General features: G+C 69.7%; 14 protein-coding genes. 10 read left to right on the forward strand and 4 right to left on the reverse strand.

Annotation, left to right across the window (positions count from 1 at the left end):
* The first annotated feature begins 115 nt into the window (after positions 1 to 115).
* The 5 genes from rplQ (at position 116) to UAJ10_RS15885 (ending at position 5,029) form a co-directional block, all read left to right on the forward strand.
* On the forward strand, positions 116 to 538 hold the full coding sequence (gene rplQ, locus UAJ10_RS15865) for a 50S ribosomal protein L17 (RefSeq protein WP_088871755.1): 423 nt from the start codon (positions 116 to 118) through the stop codon (positions 536 to 538).
* A gap of 202 nt (positions 539 to 740) precedes the next feature.
* Positions 741 to 992, forward strand: coding sequence for a hypothetical protein (locus UAJ10_RS15870; RefSeq protein ID WP_322916204.1), 252 nt, complete (start codon positions 741 to 743; stop codon positions 990 to 992).
* Between the two features lie 57 nt (positions 993 to 1,049).
* Entirely contained in the window at positions 1,050 to 2,474 is a 1,425-nt protein-coding gene (locus tag UAJ10_RS15875) for a DegQ family serine endoprotease (RefSeq protein WP_322916205.1), read from the forward strand.
* A 112-nt stretch (positions 2,475 to 2,586) separates the two neighbouring features.
* Positions 2,587 to 3,912: a replication-associated recombination protein A gene (locus UAJ10_RS15880; RefSeq protein ID WP_040848392.1), complete on the forward strand. Its 1,326-nt coding sequence runs from the start codon at positions 2,587 to 2,589 to the stop codon at positions 3,910 to 3,912.
* A gap of 115 nt (positions 3,913 to 4,027) precedes the next feature.
* Positions 4,028 to 5,029 (forward strand): proline iminopeptidase-family hydrolase, encoded by a 1,002-nt coding sequence (locus UAJ10_RS15885; RefSeq protein ID WP_322916206.1) that lies wholly within the window; start codon positions 4,028 to 4,030, stop codon positions 5,027 to 5,029.
* A gap of 27 nt (positions 5,030 to 5,056) precedes the next feature.
* Here the strand turns inward: UAJ10_RS15885 and UAJ10_RS15890 are convergent, their stop codons facing one another.
* The 3 genes from UAJ10_RS15890 to UAJ10_RS15900 form a co-directional block, all read right to left on the reverse strand.
* Positions 5,057 to 7,189, reverse strand: a complete 2,133-nt coding sequence (locus tag UAJ10_RS15890; protein WP_322916207.1) for an FUSC family protein — start codon at positions 7,187 to 7,189, stop codon at positions 5,057 to 5,059.
* A gap of 104 nt (positions 7,190 to 7,293) precedes the next feature.
* Positions 7,294 to 9,120, reverse strand: a complete 1,827-nt coding sequence (locus UAJ10_RS15895) for a tetratricopeptide repeat protein (RefSeq protein WP_322916208.1) — start codon at positions 9,118 to 9,120, stop codon at positions 7,294 to 7,296.
* Between the two features lie 91 nt (positions 9,121 to 9,211).
* Positions 9,212 to 10,318, reverse strand: coding sequence for a hypothetical protein (locus tag UAJ10_RS15900; RefSeq protein WP_322916209.1), 1,107 nt, complete (start codon positions 10,316 to 10,318; stop codon positions 9,212 to 9,214).
* 529 nt (positions 10,319 to 10,847) lie between these two features.
* Here UAJ10_RS15900 and UAJ10_RS15905 point away from each other — a divergent pair.
* Positions 10,848 to 11,600: an OmpA/MotB family protein gene (locus UAJ10_RS15905; RefSeq protein ID WP_322916210.1), complete on the forward strand. Its 753-nt coding sequence runs from the start codon at positions 10,848 to 10,850 to the stop codon at positions 11,598 to 11,600.
* A 75-nt stretch (positions 11,601 to 11,675) separates the two neighbouring features.
* The gene (locus tag UAJ10_RS15910; protein ID WP_322916211.1) at positions 11,676 to 12,167 is read left to right on the forward strand and encodes a heme-degrading domain-containing protein; all 492 of its coding nucleotides are present in this window, start codon (positions 11,676 to 11,678) and stop codon (positions 12,165 to 12,167) included.
* Positions 12,168 to 12,284: 117 nt separating this feature from the next.
* Here the strand turns inward: UAJ10_RS15910 and UAJ10_RS15915 are convergent, their stop codons facing one another.
* Entirely contained in the window at positions 12,285 to 12,758 is a 474-nt protein-coding gene (locus tag UAJ10_RS15915) for a hypothetical protein (RefSeq protein ID WP_322916212.1), read from the reverse strand.
* A gap of 193 nt (positions 12,759 to 12,951) precedes the next feature.
* On the opposite strand from UAJ10_RS15915, the gene UAJ10_RS15920 reads away from it, so the two are divergent.
* Genes UAJ10_RS15920 through UAJ10_RS15930 form a run of 3 tightly spaced genes read left to right on the forward strand, consistent with a single transcriptional unit; the run spans position 12,952 to position 15,340 of the window.
* Positions 12,952 to 13,953, forward strand: coding sequence for a hypothetical protein (locus UAJ10_RS15920; protein WP_322916213.1), 1,002 nt, complete (start codon positions 12,952 to 12,954; stop codon positions 13,951 to 13,953).
* Entirely contained in the window at positions 13,950 to 14,330 is a 381-nt protein-coding gene (crcB, locus tag UAJ10_RS15925) for a fluoride efflux transporter CrcB (RefSeq protein WP_322916214.1), read from the forward strand. The genes UAJ10_RS15920 and crcB overlap by 4 nt, the downstream gene beginning before the upstream one ends.
* Positions 14,327 to 15,340, forward strand: coding sequence for an RluA family pseudouridine synthase (locus UAJ10_RS15930; protein ID WP_322916215.1), 1,014 nt, complete (start codon positions 14,327 to 14,329; stop codon positions 15,338 to 15,340). Before crcB ends, UAJ10_RS15930 begins: the two co-directional genes overlap by 4 nt.
* The last annotated feature ends 2 nt before the right edge of the window (positions 15,341 to 15,342 follow it).

Raw genomic sequence — 15,342 nt, forward strand, 5'->3', positions numbered from 1 at the left:
CCCGTCGTACCGGCCGGCGCCTCCAGGATGCAAATCCAAGGGGGGCAACGGCGGGCGGTTCGGGGATCGTCATAGGTGTCGGCATCCGACACCCGGACATGAAAGGAGAAGCACCATGCGTCACGGCGTTTCCGGGCGTAAGTTCAGCAAGACCTCTACCCACCGTCTGGCCATGTTCTCCAACATGGCCAATGCCCTGATTAAGCACGAGCAGATCAAGACGACCCTGCCGAAGGCCAAGGACCTGCGGCCGATCGTCGAGAAGCTGATCACGCTGGGCAAGAAGGGCGGCCTCGCCAACCGTCGCCTGGCGTTCGCGGAACTGCGCGACAACGCCATGGTCGACAAGCTGTTCACCACCGTCGCCGAGCGTTACAAGGACCGTCAGGGTGGCTACACCCGCGTCCTGAAGGCCGGCTTCCGCTACGGTGACATGGCCGCCATGGCCGTCATCGAGCTGGTGGACCGCGACGTCTCCGCCAAGGGCCAGGACAGCGGTCCGGTCCAGGTGACGGAGACCGAGGAAGAAGCGGCCTGAGTCTAGGCTGTTCCATTTCCGGAATGGTAAGGGAAAGGGCGGATCCGCGAGGGTCCGCCCTTTTTCCATGAACGATCGGCGGAGCGTGTGCGCGGGCTGCGTGTAAGCGTGTCTGGACGGGTGGGGCGCAAATCGCGCATCCTGCGGCCCGTCCATCGCCGGCGCGACAGGCGCGCCACAGCGCGGACAGGAGGATGAACCGGTGCGTATTTTGGGGATCAAGGCGGTCGTGGCCGGCCTGCTGTTGGCGGGGCTGGCGGGCTGCATGGCGCTGCCGTCGCAGCGCGAGGGCAAGCTGGACACCCACGCGGCCTGCGTGGCGCGCTGCAACCGCGACAGCCAGGTGTGCGGCGACACCAAGGCCGGGCAGAGCGACCATACGCCTGAGCTGAACAACGGCATGTGCCAGCGCGACCTGAAATCCTGCCTGAACCGTTGCGGTGATCCGGGCTGAACCCTATTTCAGCGCTGAGCCCATTCCCGTTTCGACCAGACGTGAGAGTTCTTCCCCGTGACGCTTGAAACGCCGTTCCGCCGCCTGTTTTCCCGCTGCGCCCTGGTGGCTGTCGCCGCCGGCTTGGCCGTGACGCCACCCGCCCTGGCCCAGCAGGTCCCACAAAGCCGTGAGCAGATCACGCTCAGCTACGCCCCGTTGGTGAAGCGGGCGGCGCCGGCCGTGGTCAACATCTACAGCCGCCGGGTGATCAAGCAGCGCGTGTCCCCCTTCATGGAGGACCCGTTCTTCCGCCAGTTCTTCGGCGACGCCTTCCGCGGCGTCCCGCGCGAGCGGGTGGAATCCTCGCTGGGATCCGGCGTGGTGGTGCGGCCCGATGGCCTGATCGTCACCAACGACCATGTCATCAAGGACGCCGACCAGATCACCGTGGTGCTGGCCGACCGGCGGGAGTTCCCCGCCAAGGTCATGAGCGCCGATGACAAGGTGGACCTGGCCGTCCTGCGCATCGACACCAAGGGCGAGAAGCTGCCCACCCTGGAACTGGGCGACAGCGACAACATCCAGGTGGGCGACCTGGTGCTGGCCATCGGCAACCCCTTCGGCGTGGGCCAGACGGTCACCAGCGGCATCGTCTCGGCGCTCGCCCGTACCGGCGTGGGCGTGTCGGACTTCAACTTCTTCATCCAGACCGACGCGGCCATCAACCCGGGCAATTCCGGCGGCGCGCTGATCACCATGGACGGCAAGCTGGCCGGCATTAATTCGGCCATCTACTCGCGCAGCGGCGGCTCGGTCGGCATCGGCTTCGCCATCCCGGCGGACATGGTGCGCTCCGTCGTCACCGCGGTGGAGGGCGGCGGCAAGCTGGTGCGCCCGTGGATGGGCGCCAGCGGCCAGCCGGTGACGCAGGAACTGGCCACCAACCTGGGCCTGTCCCGGCCGCAGGGCGTCCTGATAAACCAGCTGAACCCCAAGGGCCCGCTGGAGCAGGCGGGCGTGAAGGTGGGCGACGTGGTGACGGCGGTGAACGGCCACCTGGTCGATGATCCGGAAAGCCTGCGCTATCGCATCGCCCTGCTGCCCGTGGGGGGCACCGCCACCGTGACCGTGATCCGCAAGGGCGCGGAAACCAAGTTGCCGGTGAAGCTGATCGGCCCGCCGGAGGATCCTCCCCGGGACGAGGTGACGCTGCAGGGCCGCCAGCCCTTCGCCGGCACCACCGTGGCCAACATCAACCCAGCCCTCGCGGAGGAGATCGGCTACGCCGGCAATTCCGACGGCGTCATCGTGCTGAAGGTGCAGCCGGGCACCACCGCCCAGGCCCTGGGCTTCCAGCCGGGCGACGTGGTGGTGAAGGTGAACGGCCAGCCCATCACCCGCGTGGCCGAGCTGAAGCGCGTGGTGGACCAGCCGCAGCGCCGCTGGGACCTGGCCGTCCGCCGGGGTGACCAGGTGCTGACGCTCAGCGTCGGCGGCTGAGGCTTTCGGCCGGGCGGTGCTGCCGCAGGTGCTCCCCGGTAAAAGGACGATGCCAACCCGCATCGCGCTCTGGCATGGTGTTCCGGGTTTGTATCCTCGTGAGTAAGGCGCCATGGTGAAGAGCGGATCGGGTTCCCTGTTCGAGGCGGAGGCGCCGCGCCCGCTGGCCGACCGGCTGCGGCCGACCGCTCTGGACCAGGTGGTGGGACAGGAGCATCTGCTGGGCCCCAAGGGGCCTATCGGCCGCATGGTGGCGGCCCATCGCCTCAGCTCCATGGTGCTGTGGGGACCGCCGGGGTGTGGGAAGACCACCATCGCCCGCCTGCTGGCCCAGGCCACCACCCTGGCGTTCGAGCCCCTGTCCGCCGTCTTCTCCGGCGTGGCCGACCTGCGCAAGGTGTTCGAGGCGGCCAAGCAGCGCCGCCAGGCGGGCCAGGGCACCCTGCTGTTCATCGACGAAATCCATCGCTTCAACCGGTCGCAGCAGGACGGCTTCCTGCCTTACGTCGAGGACGGCACCGTCACGCTGGTGGGTGCCACGACTGAAAACCCGTCATTCGAGCTGAACGCCGCCTTGCTCTCCCGCGCCCAGGTCTTCGTCCTGAACCGGCTGGGGGAGGAGGCGCTGGAGAAGCTGATCGGCCGGGCCGAGGCGGAGGAAGGCCGCGCCCTGCCGCTGACCGAGGATGCCCGGGCCGCGCTGAAGGCCATGGCCGACGGCGACGGGCGCTATTTCCTGAATTTGGTGGAGGAGATCTACGCCGTGGTGCGGCCGGGCGAGGACCCGCTGGACACCAACGCCCTGACCGTGGCGGTGCAGCGGCGCATGCCCCTCTACGACAAGGCGCAGGAGGGGCACTACAATCTCATCAGCGCCCTGCACAAGTCGCTGCGCGGGTCGGACACCGATGCCGCCCTCTACTGGTATTCGCGCATGCTGGCGGGGGGCGAGGACCCGCGCTACATCGCCCGCCGCCTGGTGCGCTTCGCCAGCGAGGACATCGGCATGGCCGATCCCCAGGCCCTGACCATCGCGCTGGCCGCCTGGGACGCCTATGAGCGCCTGGGCAGCCCGGAGGGGGAGTTGGCCATCGCCCAGTGCGTCATCTATCTGGGCACGGCGCCCAAATCCAACGCCGCCTACATGGCCATCAAGCAGGCCCAGCGGGCGGCCAAGGAGACGGGCAGCCTGATGCCGCCCATGCACATCCTGAACGCGCCCACCCGCCTGATGAAGGATCTCGGCTACGGCAAGGGCTACAACTACGACCACGACACGGCCGACGGCTTTTCCGGCCAGAATTATTTCCCCGACGGCATGGCGCGGCGGGAGTTCTATCAACCGGTGGAGCGCGGCTTCGAGCGCGAGATCAAGAAGCGGCAGGACTATTGGGCCAAGCTGCGCCAGCGGGCGGCCGAGGGCGGTGGGGAGGGCTGACGCCTGCCCTGATGGGCTATGTCCCTGAAATCATTTGCGGGTGCGGCGTTCCCTTGGGCACCTCTATCGCGTAAAGTGCGCCGACATCCCGCCGACCCGCGCATCCGAGGATTTCATGGACCGCAGACAGTTCCTGTCGGCTGCCGCCGTGCTGGCCGCCGCGTCGACCCCGATGACGCCTTCCCTGGCCCAGGCCGCGCCAACGCCACCGTCGGCCGATCCCCTGAACCCGCCGGGCATCCGCGTGGCCGGCATCCGCATGATCCCGGTGGTGGGCGGCAAGTACAAGGTCTGGACCAAGAAGATCGGGTCGGGCGCCACCAAGGTGCTGTTGCTGCACGGCGGCCCCGGTATCGGCCATGAGTACCTGGAGGCGATGGAGTCTTTCCTGCCCCAGGCCGGGATCGAGATGTACTATTACGACCAACTGGGTGTGAACAATTCCGACCAGCCGGATGACCCCAGCCTGTGGACCCTGCCGCGCTACCTGGAAGAGGTGGAGGAGGTGCGGCGCGGCCTGGGCCTGGACCAGTTCGTCCTGTTGGGCCATTCCTGGGGCGGCATCCTGGGTATCGAATACGCGCTGAAGTACCAGCAGCACCTGAAGGGCCTGGTCATCTCCAACATGACCGCCGGCATCCAGTCCTACCTGAAGCGCACCAACAGCCTGCGCGCCCTGCTGAAGCCGGACTCGCAGAAGCGGCTGAAGGAACTGGAGGCGGCGAAGGACTACGACTCCCCCGACTATGACCGGATCATGATGGAGGAGCTGTACCCCCAGATCATCTGCCGCCTGGACCCTTGGCCCGAGCCGCTGAGCCGTTCCCTGCGCCACGCCAACTTCGCCATCTACAACCAGATGCAGGGCAAGAGCGAGATGGAGGTGACGGGCAACCTGAAGGATTGGGAGCGCTGGGACGCGCTGCCCCAGATCAAGGTGAAGACCCTGACCATCGGCGCCACCCATGACGAGATGGATCCGGAGGACATGAAGCGCATGGCGACGCTGATGCCCAACGCCCGCTCCGTCATCTGCCCCAAGGGCAGCCACATGTGCTTCTGGGATGATCAGGATTTCTACTTCAAGAACCTGATCCCGTTCCTGAAGAGCGTGTGACCCGCGATAGGGGGCTGGCGACAGGGGTCAGGCCCGCGCCTTGGAGTCCGCCGCCATGGCACGGGCGTAGTCCTTGGCCGCCTGCACCACGTGGGTGACGGCGCGGGCGATGTCGTCCGGCGGCTCACCGTCGCGTGCCAGGGCGCTGTCATCCGTCGGCACGCCGCGCACCAGGGCGCCCAGCCGCACCGTGGCGGCCTCGCAATAGCCGATGCGCCGGGCGTCGGGCGGGCCCGGGATGGTGCGCTCGTCCAGCCAGGCGACGGTGGCGGCACCCGCCAGGCGGCGCAGCGTTTCCAGCACGGCGCCCGCCTCGTCCAGGTGCGCCTTGCGCCGGCGGCCTTCCAGCACCATGCGTTGGCGCGTCACCTCCGCCGCCGTGCTGGCCAGGCCGGCGGCCCGGCGGGCGGCGTCGATTTCGGCATAGGGCGTCTGGCCCGCCCGCACCACCAGCGTGGCGTAGCGCATGTTGGCCTCCACCGCCGCCGCCAGCTTGTGGGGGAAACCCTTGGGCTCCCGCTCCGGCCATAGCGCCAGGCAGCCGGCCAGGCCGATGACGCTGCCCAGCGTGTTGTTGAAGGCGCGGGCCAGGGCGATGCCCTCGCCATGGGCGCTCAGGCCCGGGTGCAGCAGGTCGGCCACCAGCACGAACAGGGGCGTCAGGAAGGTGACGAACAGACTGTAGCTGACGGAGCGCAGGGCGATGGTGGCGGCCGCCAGGGGGAAGATGGCGGCCAGCAGCCATAGGGGTGTGGGCAGGGCCACGGCCAGGAAGGCGGCCGCCGCGCCGCCGATGACGCTGCCCACCACGCGTTCCAGGGTGCGCGGCCAGGTGGTGGCCGCCTGCGGCTGCATCACCACCACCGCCGCCATGGTGGCCCAGTAGGCATAGGCGACGTCGAGATAGGCCGTGACGGCGTAGGTGGCGGTCACCACCAGGGCCACGCGCAGGGCATGGCGCGCGATGGGGGAGGAGGGGACCAGCGCCAGGCGCAGGGCGCGGGCCGGCGTCAGGCGGCGGCGCGGCGCGGCGTCGGCTTCCCCGCCGGCCGCATCCGGGGTAAAGGCCAGCGCGCCGTCATCCACCGGCGGCGCCCACGCGCGGGTCAGGTCGGACAGGGCCTGGGCGCAGACCTGGGCCACGCGGCCCACCAGGTCGTGCGCCGGCCGTGCGACGCGGTCCAGCACCTCCGCCTCATAGGCCACCAGGGCGCCGTCGGGGGCGGAGCGCGATACCTGGCGGCTGGTGCGGCTCAGCGCCGCCCGCAACTGGCGCAGCGGCAGGGTGTCGGCGTCGGTGGGCGTGCCGGCGGCGTGCGGCTCCAGGTCATAGCCCAGCGCGATCAGGCCGGCGAAGATGCGCTCCCCCGCCTCGATGGCGGCCAGCAGGGCGCGGCGGATGTCGCGCCCGGCGCCGCGTCCGGCGGAAAAGCGGCCCACGGCGGCGCGCGCCCGCTCGATGGTGTCGCGCACCGCGCGGCGATGCTCGGCGGCATGCGCCTTCCAACGCGCGTCCTGGGTGGCGCCGCTGGCGTGCAGGGCCAGCAGTTCGGCCGTCATGTCGGCCAACTCGGAATAGATGGCGGCCACGGCGCGACGGGCGGGGGCGTAGGGGTGGATGGGCCACAGCACCAGGCACAGGGCCACGGCCCAGCCGCTGCCGGCAAGGAAGACGCCGGACAGGCGCAGGGCGTCGCCCGGCGCCATGGGATAGCCCACCGCCACCACGGCGACGCAGCAGGCCAGCACCCCCACCTGGGTGGCGGCCGGGCCGTAGACACGGCTGAGGCAGCAGAGGAACAGCGCCCCGAACAAGGCCGCCGCCGCCCAGACGGTTCCCAGCGCCGCCACGGCGCTCATCACGCCCGCCATGGCGGTGCCGATCAGGGCGAAGCCACCCATGGCCCGTAGGCGCACACCGAAGGGCCCGCCGGGATCGGCCAGGCAGGCCCAGAAGGCGGCGAAGGCCGCCCAGGACAGGATGGGCCGGTCCAGGTACAACGCCAGCGTGACCATCAGCGCCACCGCCGTGGCGGCGCGCAACCCCTCGGTGATGCCGATCTGCTCCGGCGTCAGCGCGAACGAGCGCGCCTGCAGCCAGCGCGCGAGCCGGCCCAGCGGGGACGATCGGTCGGTGGGCACCGTGTGGGCGTGGGACATGGGAACTCAAGTAGGCGAACGGATGACCAGGGCAACGGTACCTTAAATCCGTTCGCAGATGCAGCATTGGCGTGTGCAATGCGGCATTGTCGCCAGGGCCGCAGCTATCCGATAGCTGCCACCTTTTCCGCCAGTGCCACCTTAACCGCCGCCACCGGCGCCGACCAATCGCCCAGGCGTGTCTGCCGGAACAGGCGTAGGCTGGGGTACCACGGGCTGGTGTCGCCGGTGTCGTGCCAGCGCCAGTCGGTGGTGGGGGACAACAGCAGGAAGGCGGGGATGTTCAGCGCGCCCGCCAGGTGGATGCAGGCGCTGTCGGAACCGATGACCAGGTCCAGCCCGGCCACCAGGGCGGCGGTATCGGCCCAGTCACGGATGGAGGCGGCGGCGTCCCGGATGCGGCCGGGCGGAATGGCGGGGTCGGTCAGGGCGGCCTTGGCTGGGCCCATCTGCAGGCTGATGAACTCCACGCCCGGCACGTCCAACAGGGGCAGCAGCGGGGCCAGACCGGGGGAGCGCCAGCGATCGTCCGGGAAGTCGGGGTTGCCCTGCCAGAACAGGCCGACGCGCAGGCCCCGCTTCGGGCCCAGCATCTGCGCCCAGCGCAGCTTGCGGCCGGGGTCGGCCTTCAGATAGGGACCCGTCCAGGGCACGGCGGCGGGCGTGGGGCAGAACCGGCCGGGCAAGTCCATCATGGGCACCTGGGCGTCCCAGGGCGGGGGGCTACCAGGCTCGGCGCCGGGGGCCGTGCCGGACGCCGCGCCGGGGGCCGGGCCGGGGGAAGGTGTCTGCGCATCCACCACCACCGCGCCGTGGCCCTGGGCCGCCACGAGGGGGGCCAGGCTGGCCGGCACCTCGATGGTCAGGCGGGCGCCGGCGGCGGCCAGTTGAGGCAGGAAGCGCAGGCACATCAGCGTGTCGCCCACCCCTTGCTCGTGCCACACCAGCAGGCGCAGGCCGGCCGGCGTGCCTTGGGTCCAGGCGGGCAGCCCCTGGTGGCGGGGCGGCTTGGCGGCGGAGGGCCAGCGCCAGCGGTAGTGCGCGAAGCCCTCGCGGTAGCGGCCCAGGCGCAGCAGGCACAGGGCCACACCGAAGTTGGCCACTGGGTCCTCCGGCGCCAGGGTGGCGGCGACCTGGAAGGCGGCCAACGCCTCTTCCGACCGGCCCATCAGGCGCAGCAGCACGCCCAGGTCGCGGTGGGGCAGCATGACGTCCGGCCGGCGGCGCGCCGCCTCCGCCAGGTGGGCTTCCGCCTCCTCGAAGCGGAACAGGCTGGTCAGGGTGTTGGCCAGGGCGCAGCGGGGCAGGGGGGCGTCGGGGGCGGCGCTGACCGCGCGGGACAGCAGGCTGACCGCCTCGGCCGCGTCGCCGGCGCGGCGCTTCAATTCCCCCAGGTTGTTCAGCGCAAGGGTGTTGAAGGGATCGCGCGCCAGGATGTGGCGGTACCAGGTTTCCGCCTCGCCGGCGCGGCCCAGCCGTTCGCACAGGCGCGCCAGTTCCGTCACCGTGGGCACATCGTCGGGCGCGCGCTCCACGCAGGCGCGCAGGGCGTCGGCGGCGGCGGACAGCCGTTCCATCCGGGCCAGCAGGCGGGCCATGTTGCGCAGGGCGTCGGCATGGTTGGGGTTCAGGCGCAGCGCCTGGGTGTAGGCGGTCAGCGCCTCATCCGTCCGGCCCAGCGTGTCCAGCACCTGGGCATGATTGGCATGGAAGTCGGCCACGCCGGGGCGCAGCGCTATGGCGCGGGCGATCAGCGGCTCCGCCTCCGCCGCCCGTCCGGCCTGGGCGGTGGCCACACCCAGCAGGTGCAGGGCGTCCGGCTGCTCCGGCTCCTGCGCCAGCAGCGAGGAATAGAGCGCGCCGGCATCCGCCAGGCGGCCCGCCCGGTGATGCTCCAGCGCCACCGCCAGGACCTCCCCGACGGTGCGCATACTCCGGGTCCTGGGTGCCTCGGGTGTCATATCCTAGTGATATCGCCCCCTGGTGATATCGCCAAGGGCGCGGGCACGTTGGCGGCGGCGGTCACATCCCTTTGGTCACATTTGGCTTGGCCTGGGGTTCGGTGGGCATGTCCTCCGCCGTCGGCGGGTGGCGCGGGCGCAACCAGTGAACGAGGCGCGACCACAGGCCGTCCTGCGGGCCGGCTTCCTCCTGGGGCGCTTCCGATTCCGTCTCGTCCGACGCTGCCGTTGCGTCGACTTTCGCCGCCGCCGGCGGGGCCATCTGCTGGCGCATTTCCGCGAAATCGGCGACCGCTTGGCCCTGCAACATGCGAAAGCCCGCATCCAGCGCGTGATGGACCAGGGCCAGGCTGTCGCAATGGGTCAGGATGCAGCGATCGGCGCCCAGAGTGCGTATCACCTGGCGCAAGGTGGCGCCGCTGGGCACGGCGTGCGGCCGCAGGGCCGCCGCCGCCTCTCCACCGGTGATGGGAACCGCCGGCATCAGCCGCAGCAGCACATCCTTGGGCAAGTTGGCCTCGGTCGCCCGGTCCACCGGGACATGATCCAACACCATCAGGCACTGGCGGCGCCGGCCGATGGCCAAGGCCTCTTCCACCGCGTCCGGGGCCACCAGCCACTCGGCGTATGGCAGCTCAATCGCCAGTCGGGCATGCCAGTGGGCCGGCAACTCATCCAGCAGGGCCGTGAAGCTCCCCTGCCGCACGCTGCCGGCGTGCAGCTTGATGGCGATGGGCAGGCGCGGTGACGTCTCGTCATGCAGCAAGTGATGCAGCATGCGTCGGTCCAGGATTTCGGTGACGCGGGCGTGCATCCAAGGGGCGCCGATGATGGTGACGTCGAACAGCCGCTCCAGCGCGGTCAGATCCACCGTCTGCTCCAGCATGACCGGCTCCAGCGAGATGCCGTCGTCACCAACCCGATAAACGGGGTGGCGGCGGATCAGGGATGACAGGTCGGCGCCGTGCAGTCCGCGTTCGATGCGCAGCAGCGCGACCACCTCATCCGTGGCGGGTGACGACGCGGCCAGGGATTTGTCGCCCATCAGGATGCGCAGACAGGCGACCAGAGGCTTGGCGTCACCCGGCAGGTCAAACCAGTGGACGTCGACCTTTCCCTGGTGCGCATCGGCGAAGACCGTGCACACACGGTCGGCCGCGGCCAACAACGTCTCGCCGCTATCCATATCGCCGATAAGAAGCCAGGCAGATGAGCCTATGCCATAAGTATTAATCCTAATGGTGCGATCGCTGGGCGCTGTGGCCGCCTTTAATTCCGCATCAACAATTCTGTGGATGACTGGTTCATACGCATCCACAACCCCCGACAGATCAAGCAATGCCGCCCGGCATGCCCGCTTATTCTGCATTATACTGGCAATATGGGCCAGTACGTCCGGCGTATTTGTGGCCATGACGGGTTTACCTCGCGGCTAATATGGCCATCCGCGCCTCATTTAGGCGCTATGGTTATTGTACATCCGCTTACAGCAATGCTGTGATGATTTGAATCAATCGGATTTTTTCCGCGTGCGCTACATTTGCAGGCGCAAGATGGTCAGTGTTGATTGTCGGTCTCACTATCAACTCTTGTCGGGGCGCCCATAGCCGAGGCCATGCCGGCGCCCATTCGTGACGAACCGCCTGCGACTGGAAACAATGACGGACCTCTGGCACCCCGAAGGATCACGGCCTGAATTGGGTAAGACCGGCACGGCATCCGCGCCGGTGCCCAAGCGGCCGAACCCGGCCAAGTTCACCACCCTGCCACCCCCGGCGGAGGAGTCGGAGGAATGGGTCATCAGCTACATGGACATGGTCACGCTGCTGATGGTCGTCTTCCTGGGCATGGTGGCGATCTTGGGCATGAAGGGACGGCTGGCCGCCAAGCCGGAGGATGCCGGCGCCGTCGCGGCGCTGCGCGACGACCCAGTCCAGGAGGACATTCCCATTGCCCGGGGGGAGGCATCCGCCGATGAACGCCCGCCGGCCGCCGGTGATGGCACGTCGGGCGGAGGCGCCGCCCTGACACCGGGGGTCCAGGCGCTGCTGACCCAGTTGGAGGCGGCGGGGAAGCCGGCCGACCTGGACGTCATCCTGTCGGATCGCAAGCTGACCATCGCCATCAAGGACCGTATCCTGTTCGCCTCCGGCAAGGCGGACCTGGCGGCACCCGGCCGGCAGCTGCTGGCGAACGTGGCCCGCAGCCTGCGCACGCTGACGGGTGTCATCGCGGTCGAGGGCCATACCGACGATGTCGCGATCGCCACGGCCCGCTTTCCCACCAACTGGGAACTGTCGTCCGCGCGCGCCAGCGCCGTGGTGCGGGAACTGATCGCCAACGGGGTGGAGCCTGGCCGCCTGCGGGCGGTGGGCTACGCCGACACCAAGCCCTTGGACGTGCACGACCGGGCGGCGAACCGGCGGGTCACCATCGTGGTCGAGCGTTGAGGGGCTGCGCGCCGGGCGGGGTATCGCTACTCTGCCCGCGATCCCGAATTCATCCCTCACGGAAGGCCCACCCCTATGCCCCATGAAGAAGATCTGCGCCGCATCGCCTTGCAGGAACAGCGGCTGGTGTTCGAGCGCTTCGGACAGGAGGAGGCCTGGGCCCTGGGCGTTTGGTTGCGCCAGGCGGGGCTGGAGCGGGGCGGGGCGCTGGTGGTCGATGTGTCGCTGCATCGTCAGCAGGTGCTGCGCCTGGCGGTGGGGCCGGCCACGCCGGACCATGACGATTGGATTTGCCGCAAGCGGGCCACCGCGCTGCACTTCGCCCGCAGCTCCTACGCCATCGGCCTGGGCTTGGCCCAGCAGGGCACGACCTTGGAGATCAAGAGCGGCCTGCCGCACCGTGACTACGCCAGCCACGGCGGTGCCGTGCCCCTGGTGGTGAAGGGCGCTGGCTGCATCGGCGCGCTGACCGTTTCCGGCCTGCCGCAACGTGAAGATCACACGCTGGCCATGGCGGCGCTGGCCCATGTGCTGGGCCGTGACATCGACGACATCGCGCTGGACTGAAGTACAACCCGAGCAGCGGCGCAGGTGGCGCCGCCGTAGGTCGCGACCGCGACCGCCGGAGATTTCCGGGAAGCGTAGCGGACTGGAAATCGAGGAGAACGGGCGCGGATGCGTCCGTTAACGATCCAGGGTGATCGGCCCGTCGCGGGTGGTGCCGGTGTTGGCCTCGGGCGCCTTGGTCAGGGTGTCGCCCCGGCTGCGCTTTTCCTCGTGCTTGCCATAGATCTTGTCCAGGCGCTCAAACTCCGCCTTGTGGAAGGCCTCGACCTCCTCCCGGTTGCCGAACTGCGGGGCGGTGATGATGATGTCGTCGATGGGGCCATCGGTGCGCGGCGGCTCAACCGCGTCGGGGTCCTTGGGCGGGGCCGCCACCTTGACCACCGAGGTGGGCAGGCCGTTCTTGTCCAGGCCGGGCTTGGGCGCATCCGGCTTGGGCGTCTCGGCTTTAGTCGCGGGGGCGGCGGCGGACGGCTGGGCCGGTGCCGTTTGGGCCAGGGAGGCAGGGCCGGCAAAAACCGTCAGGGCGAGCGCCACCGTGCCCAGCAGGGCGGGCAGGGGACGGGCGGAAGAAAGCCAATTACGGGCGAACACGGGAAAAACTCCGCAGCGACGGTCATATAGCTTACCACGTGGGGCCGCCCTGCCAACTGTTGCCTGCCAAACGGCCATGCGCGCGTCCGTTGCAGACAGGGCAGGGGTGGGGTGGTTGAAAAGCGGTCATCCGCCGCCTCGCGGTACCGCGATGGGCGCAGGATGGCGAACCCCAAGGGTTAAGGAGAGGCTGGTGCCGGTCTTTGATGAATATATCGGTATCGACTGGACGGGGGCCTTGCCCGCCCGGGGTATCGCCATCGCCCGTGTCCGGCCGGATGATGCCGCGGTCCACCTCGTGCCGCCGCCCGGCCGGCACTGGAGCCGACGAGAGGCCATGGATTGGGTGGGCGAACGCCTGGCGGCTCACCACCGCGTGGGCGCCCGCGCCTTGGTGGGGATCGACTGCGGTTTTTCCCTGCCCTATGTGCCGGGCGTGGGGTACCTGGATGGCCGCGCCGCCGGGGTGGATGACATGATGGGCCTGTGGGACCTCGTGGACGAGGCCGCCGTCGGCGGCCCTGGCGCCGATGACTTCTGCGGCACCCCGGCGTTGGCCGATCCCCGCTTGGGCCCCAGTTTCTGGCTGGCCGGCCGACGGCCCGCGCACTGGACGGACGCCGAGGGTGGGGGCAAGCGGCGCCGGGTGGAATTGGTGGCCGCCCGCACCGGCGTGGGCACCCCCGTCTCCGTCTTCAACCTGGCGGCGGCGTCCAAGCAGGTGGGGAAGGCCTCGCTGGCCGGCATGCGGTCGCTACGCTACCTGAAGCGGCGCTTGGGGGATGCGCTGGCGGTGTGGCCGGCGGAAGCGCTGACGGGGCCGGATGGCGCCGCCCGGTCGGCGGTCACGGAGATTTATCCCACCCTGTTCCGGCGCCGCGCGCACGGCCTGGCCAAGATTCGCGACCACGCGGCCATGGCGGCGGCGCTGGCCCGGTTGGGGTGCCATGGGGGCAGCCATGCGGGGGCGGGGGTGCCGGCGGCCTTTGACGACCACGCCGGTGATGCCATGATCGCCGCCGCCGGCATGATGCGCTGGGCGCCGCTGGACGATGTCTGGGCGCCCAAGGGGCTGGACACCGGCACGGCGCGGCGCGAAGGATGGATTTTTGGCGTCACCGGCGATATGTCGGGGGACGTCACCGCCATTGAGAGCGGCGCCGTCGTCAGGGGTGGGGCCAGGGGTGGGGGATGAACCAGGTTATCGTCGTCGCCGTGGGCGGCGCCTTGGGCTCGGTCCTGCGATACCTGTCGCAGGTTTGGCTGGGGCGCTGGCTGGGGCTGGATTTCCCTTGGGGCACCCTGTTCGTGAACGTCGTGGGCTCCGTGCTCATGGGCGTGCTGGCGGAGGCCGCGGGCCGGGCGTGGCACCCTTCGCCGGAGCTGCGCGCCTTCCTGGCGGTGGGCGTTCTGGGCGGGTTCACCACCTTCTCCTCTTTCTCGCTGGACATCGGCACGCTGGTGTCGCGGGGGGATTGGCCGGTGACGATGCTGTATTTCATGGCGACGCTGGTGGTCGGCGTCGGCGGTCTTTTTGTGGGCATGGCCCTGGTACGTGCGGTGATGTCATGAGTGATGAGGGTGGCCGTAAGGTCGAGACGCGGATCGTGACCGCCGACGAGGCGGAGATGCGTCTGGACCGCTGGTTCAAGCGGCATTTCCCGGCGCTGAGCCATATCCAGCTGGAAAAGCTGCTGCGCACCGGCCAGGTGCGGGTGGATGGCGGCCGCGTCAAGGGCGCCACGCGCCTGGAGGCCGGGCAGTCCGTGCGCATCCCCCCCATGCCCGACCTGGCGCCCCTGGCGCCGGGCGCCGTGACGCGCAAGGAACGGCCGGTCCTGTCGGACAAGGAAGTCAAGGCCCTGCGCGACGCCGTGCTGTACCGCGATGCCGACGTCATCGTCCTGAACAAGCCCGCCGGCCTGGCGGTGCAGGGCGGCACTGGCCAGAACAAGCATCTGGACGCCATGCTGGACGTGCTGATGTTCGACGGGAAAGAGCGGCCCAAGCTGGTCCACCGCCTGGACAAGGACACCAGCGGCTGTCTGGTGCTGGCCCGCACCAGCTTCGCCGCCACCCGCCTGGCCGGCTATTTCCGGGGCAAGGAGGCGCGCAAGTACTACTGGGCCGTCACCGTGGGCGTGCCCAAGCAGCACCAGGGCAAGATCGACGCCGCCCTGGCCAAGGAGGCCGGCACGCGCGGCGAGCGCATGGCGGTGGACGAGGATGAGGGGGCCCGCGCCGTCACCCTGTACCAGGTGATCGAGAACGCGCACCGGCACGCCGCCTTCGTCGCCCTGTGGCCGCTGACCGGCCGCACCCACCAGTTGCGCGCCCACATGGTGGCCATCGGAACGCCCATCCTGGGCGATGGCAAGTACGCGGGGCAGGAGGCCTTCCTGGCCGGCGGTGCCGAGCTGCCGCGCCAGTTGCACCTGCACGCCCGCCGCATCGTCATCCCCAACCCGCGCGGCGGCAAACCCATCGACGTGACGGCCAACCTGCCGCCGCACATGGCCAAGACCTGGGAATATTTCGGGTTCGATATGAAAGACGGCGATCCCTTCGCCAGCTACGTCTGACC

The sequence above is a fragment of the Nitrospirillum guaranorum genome, from assembly GCF_034653275.1.
Classification (GTDB): Bacteria; Pseudomonadota; Alphaproteobacteria; order Azospirillales; family Azospirillaceae; genus Nitrospirillum.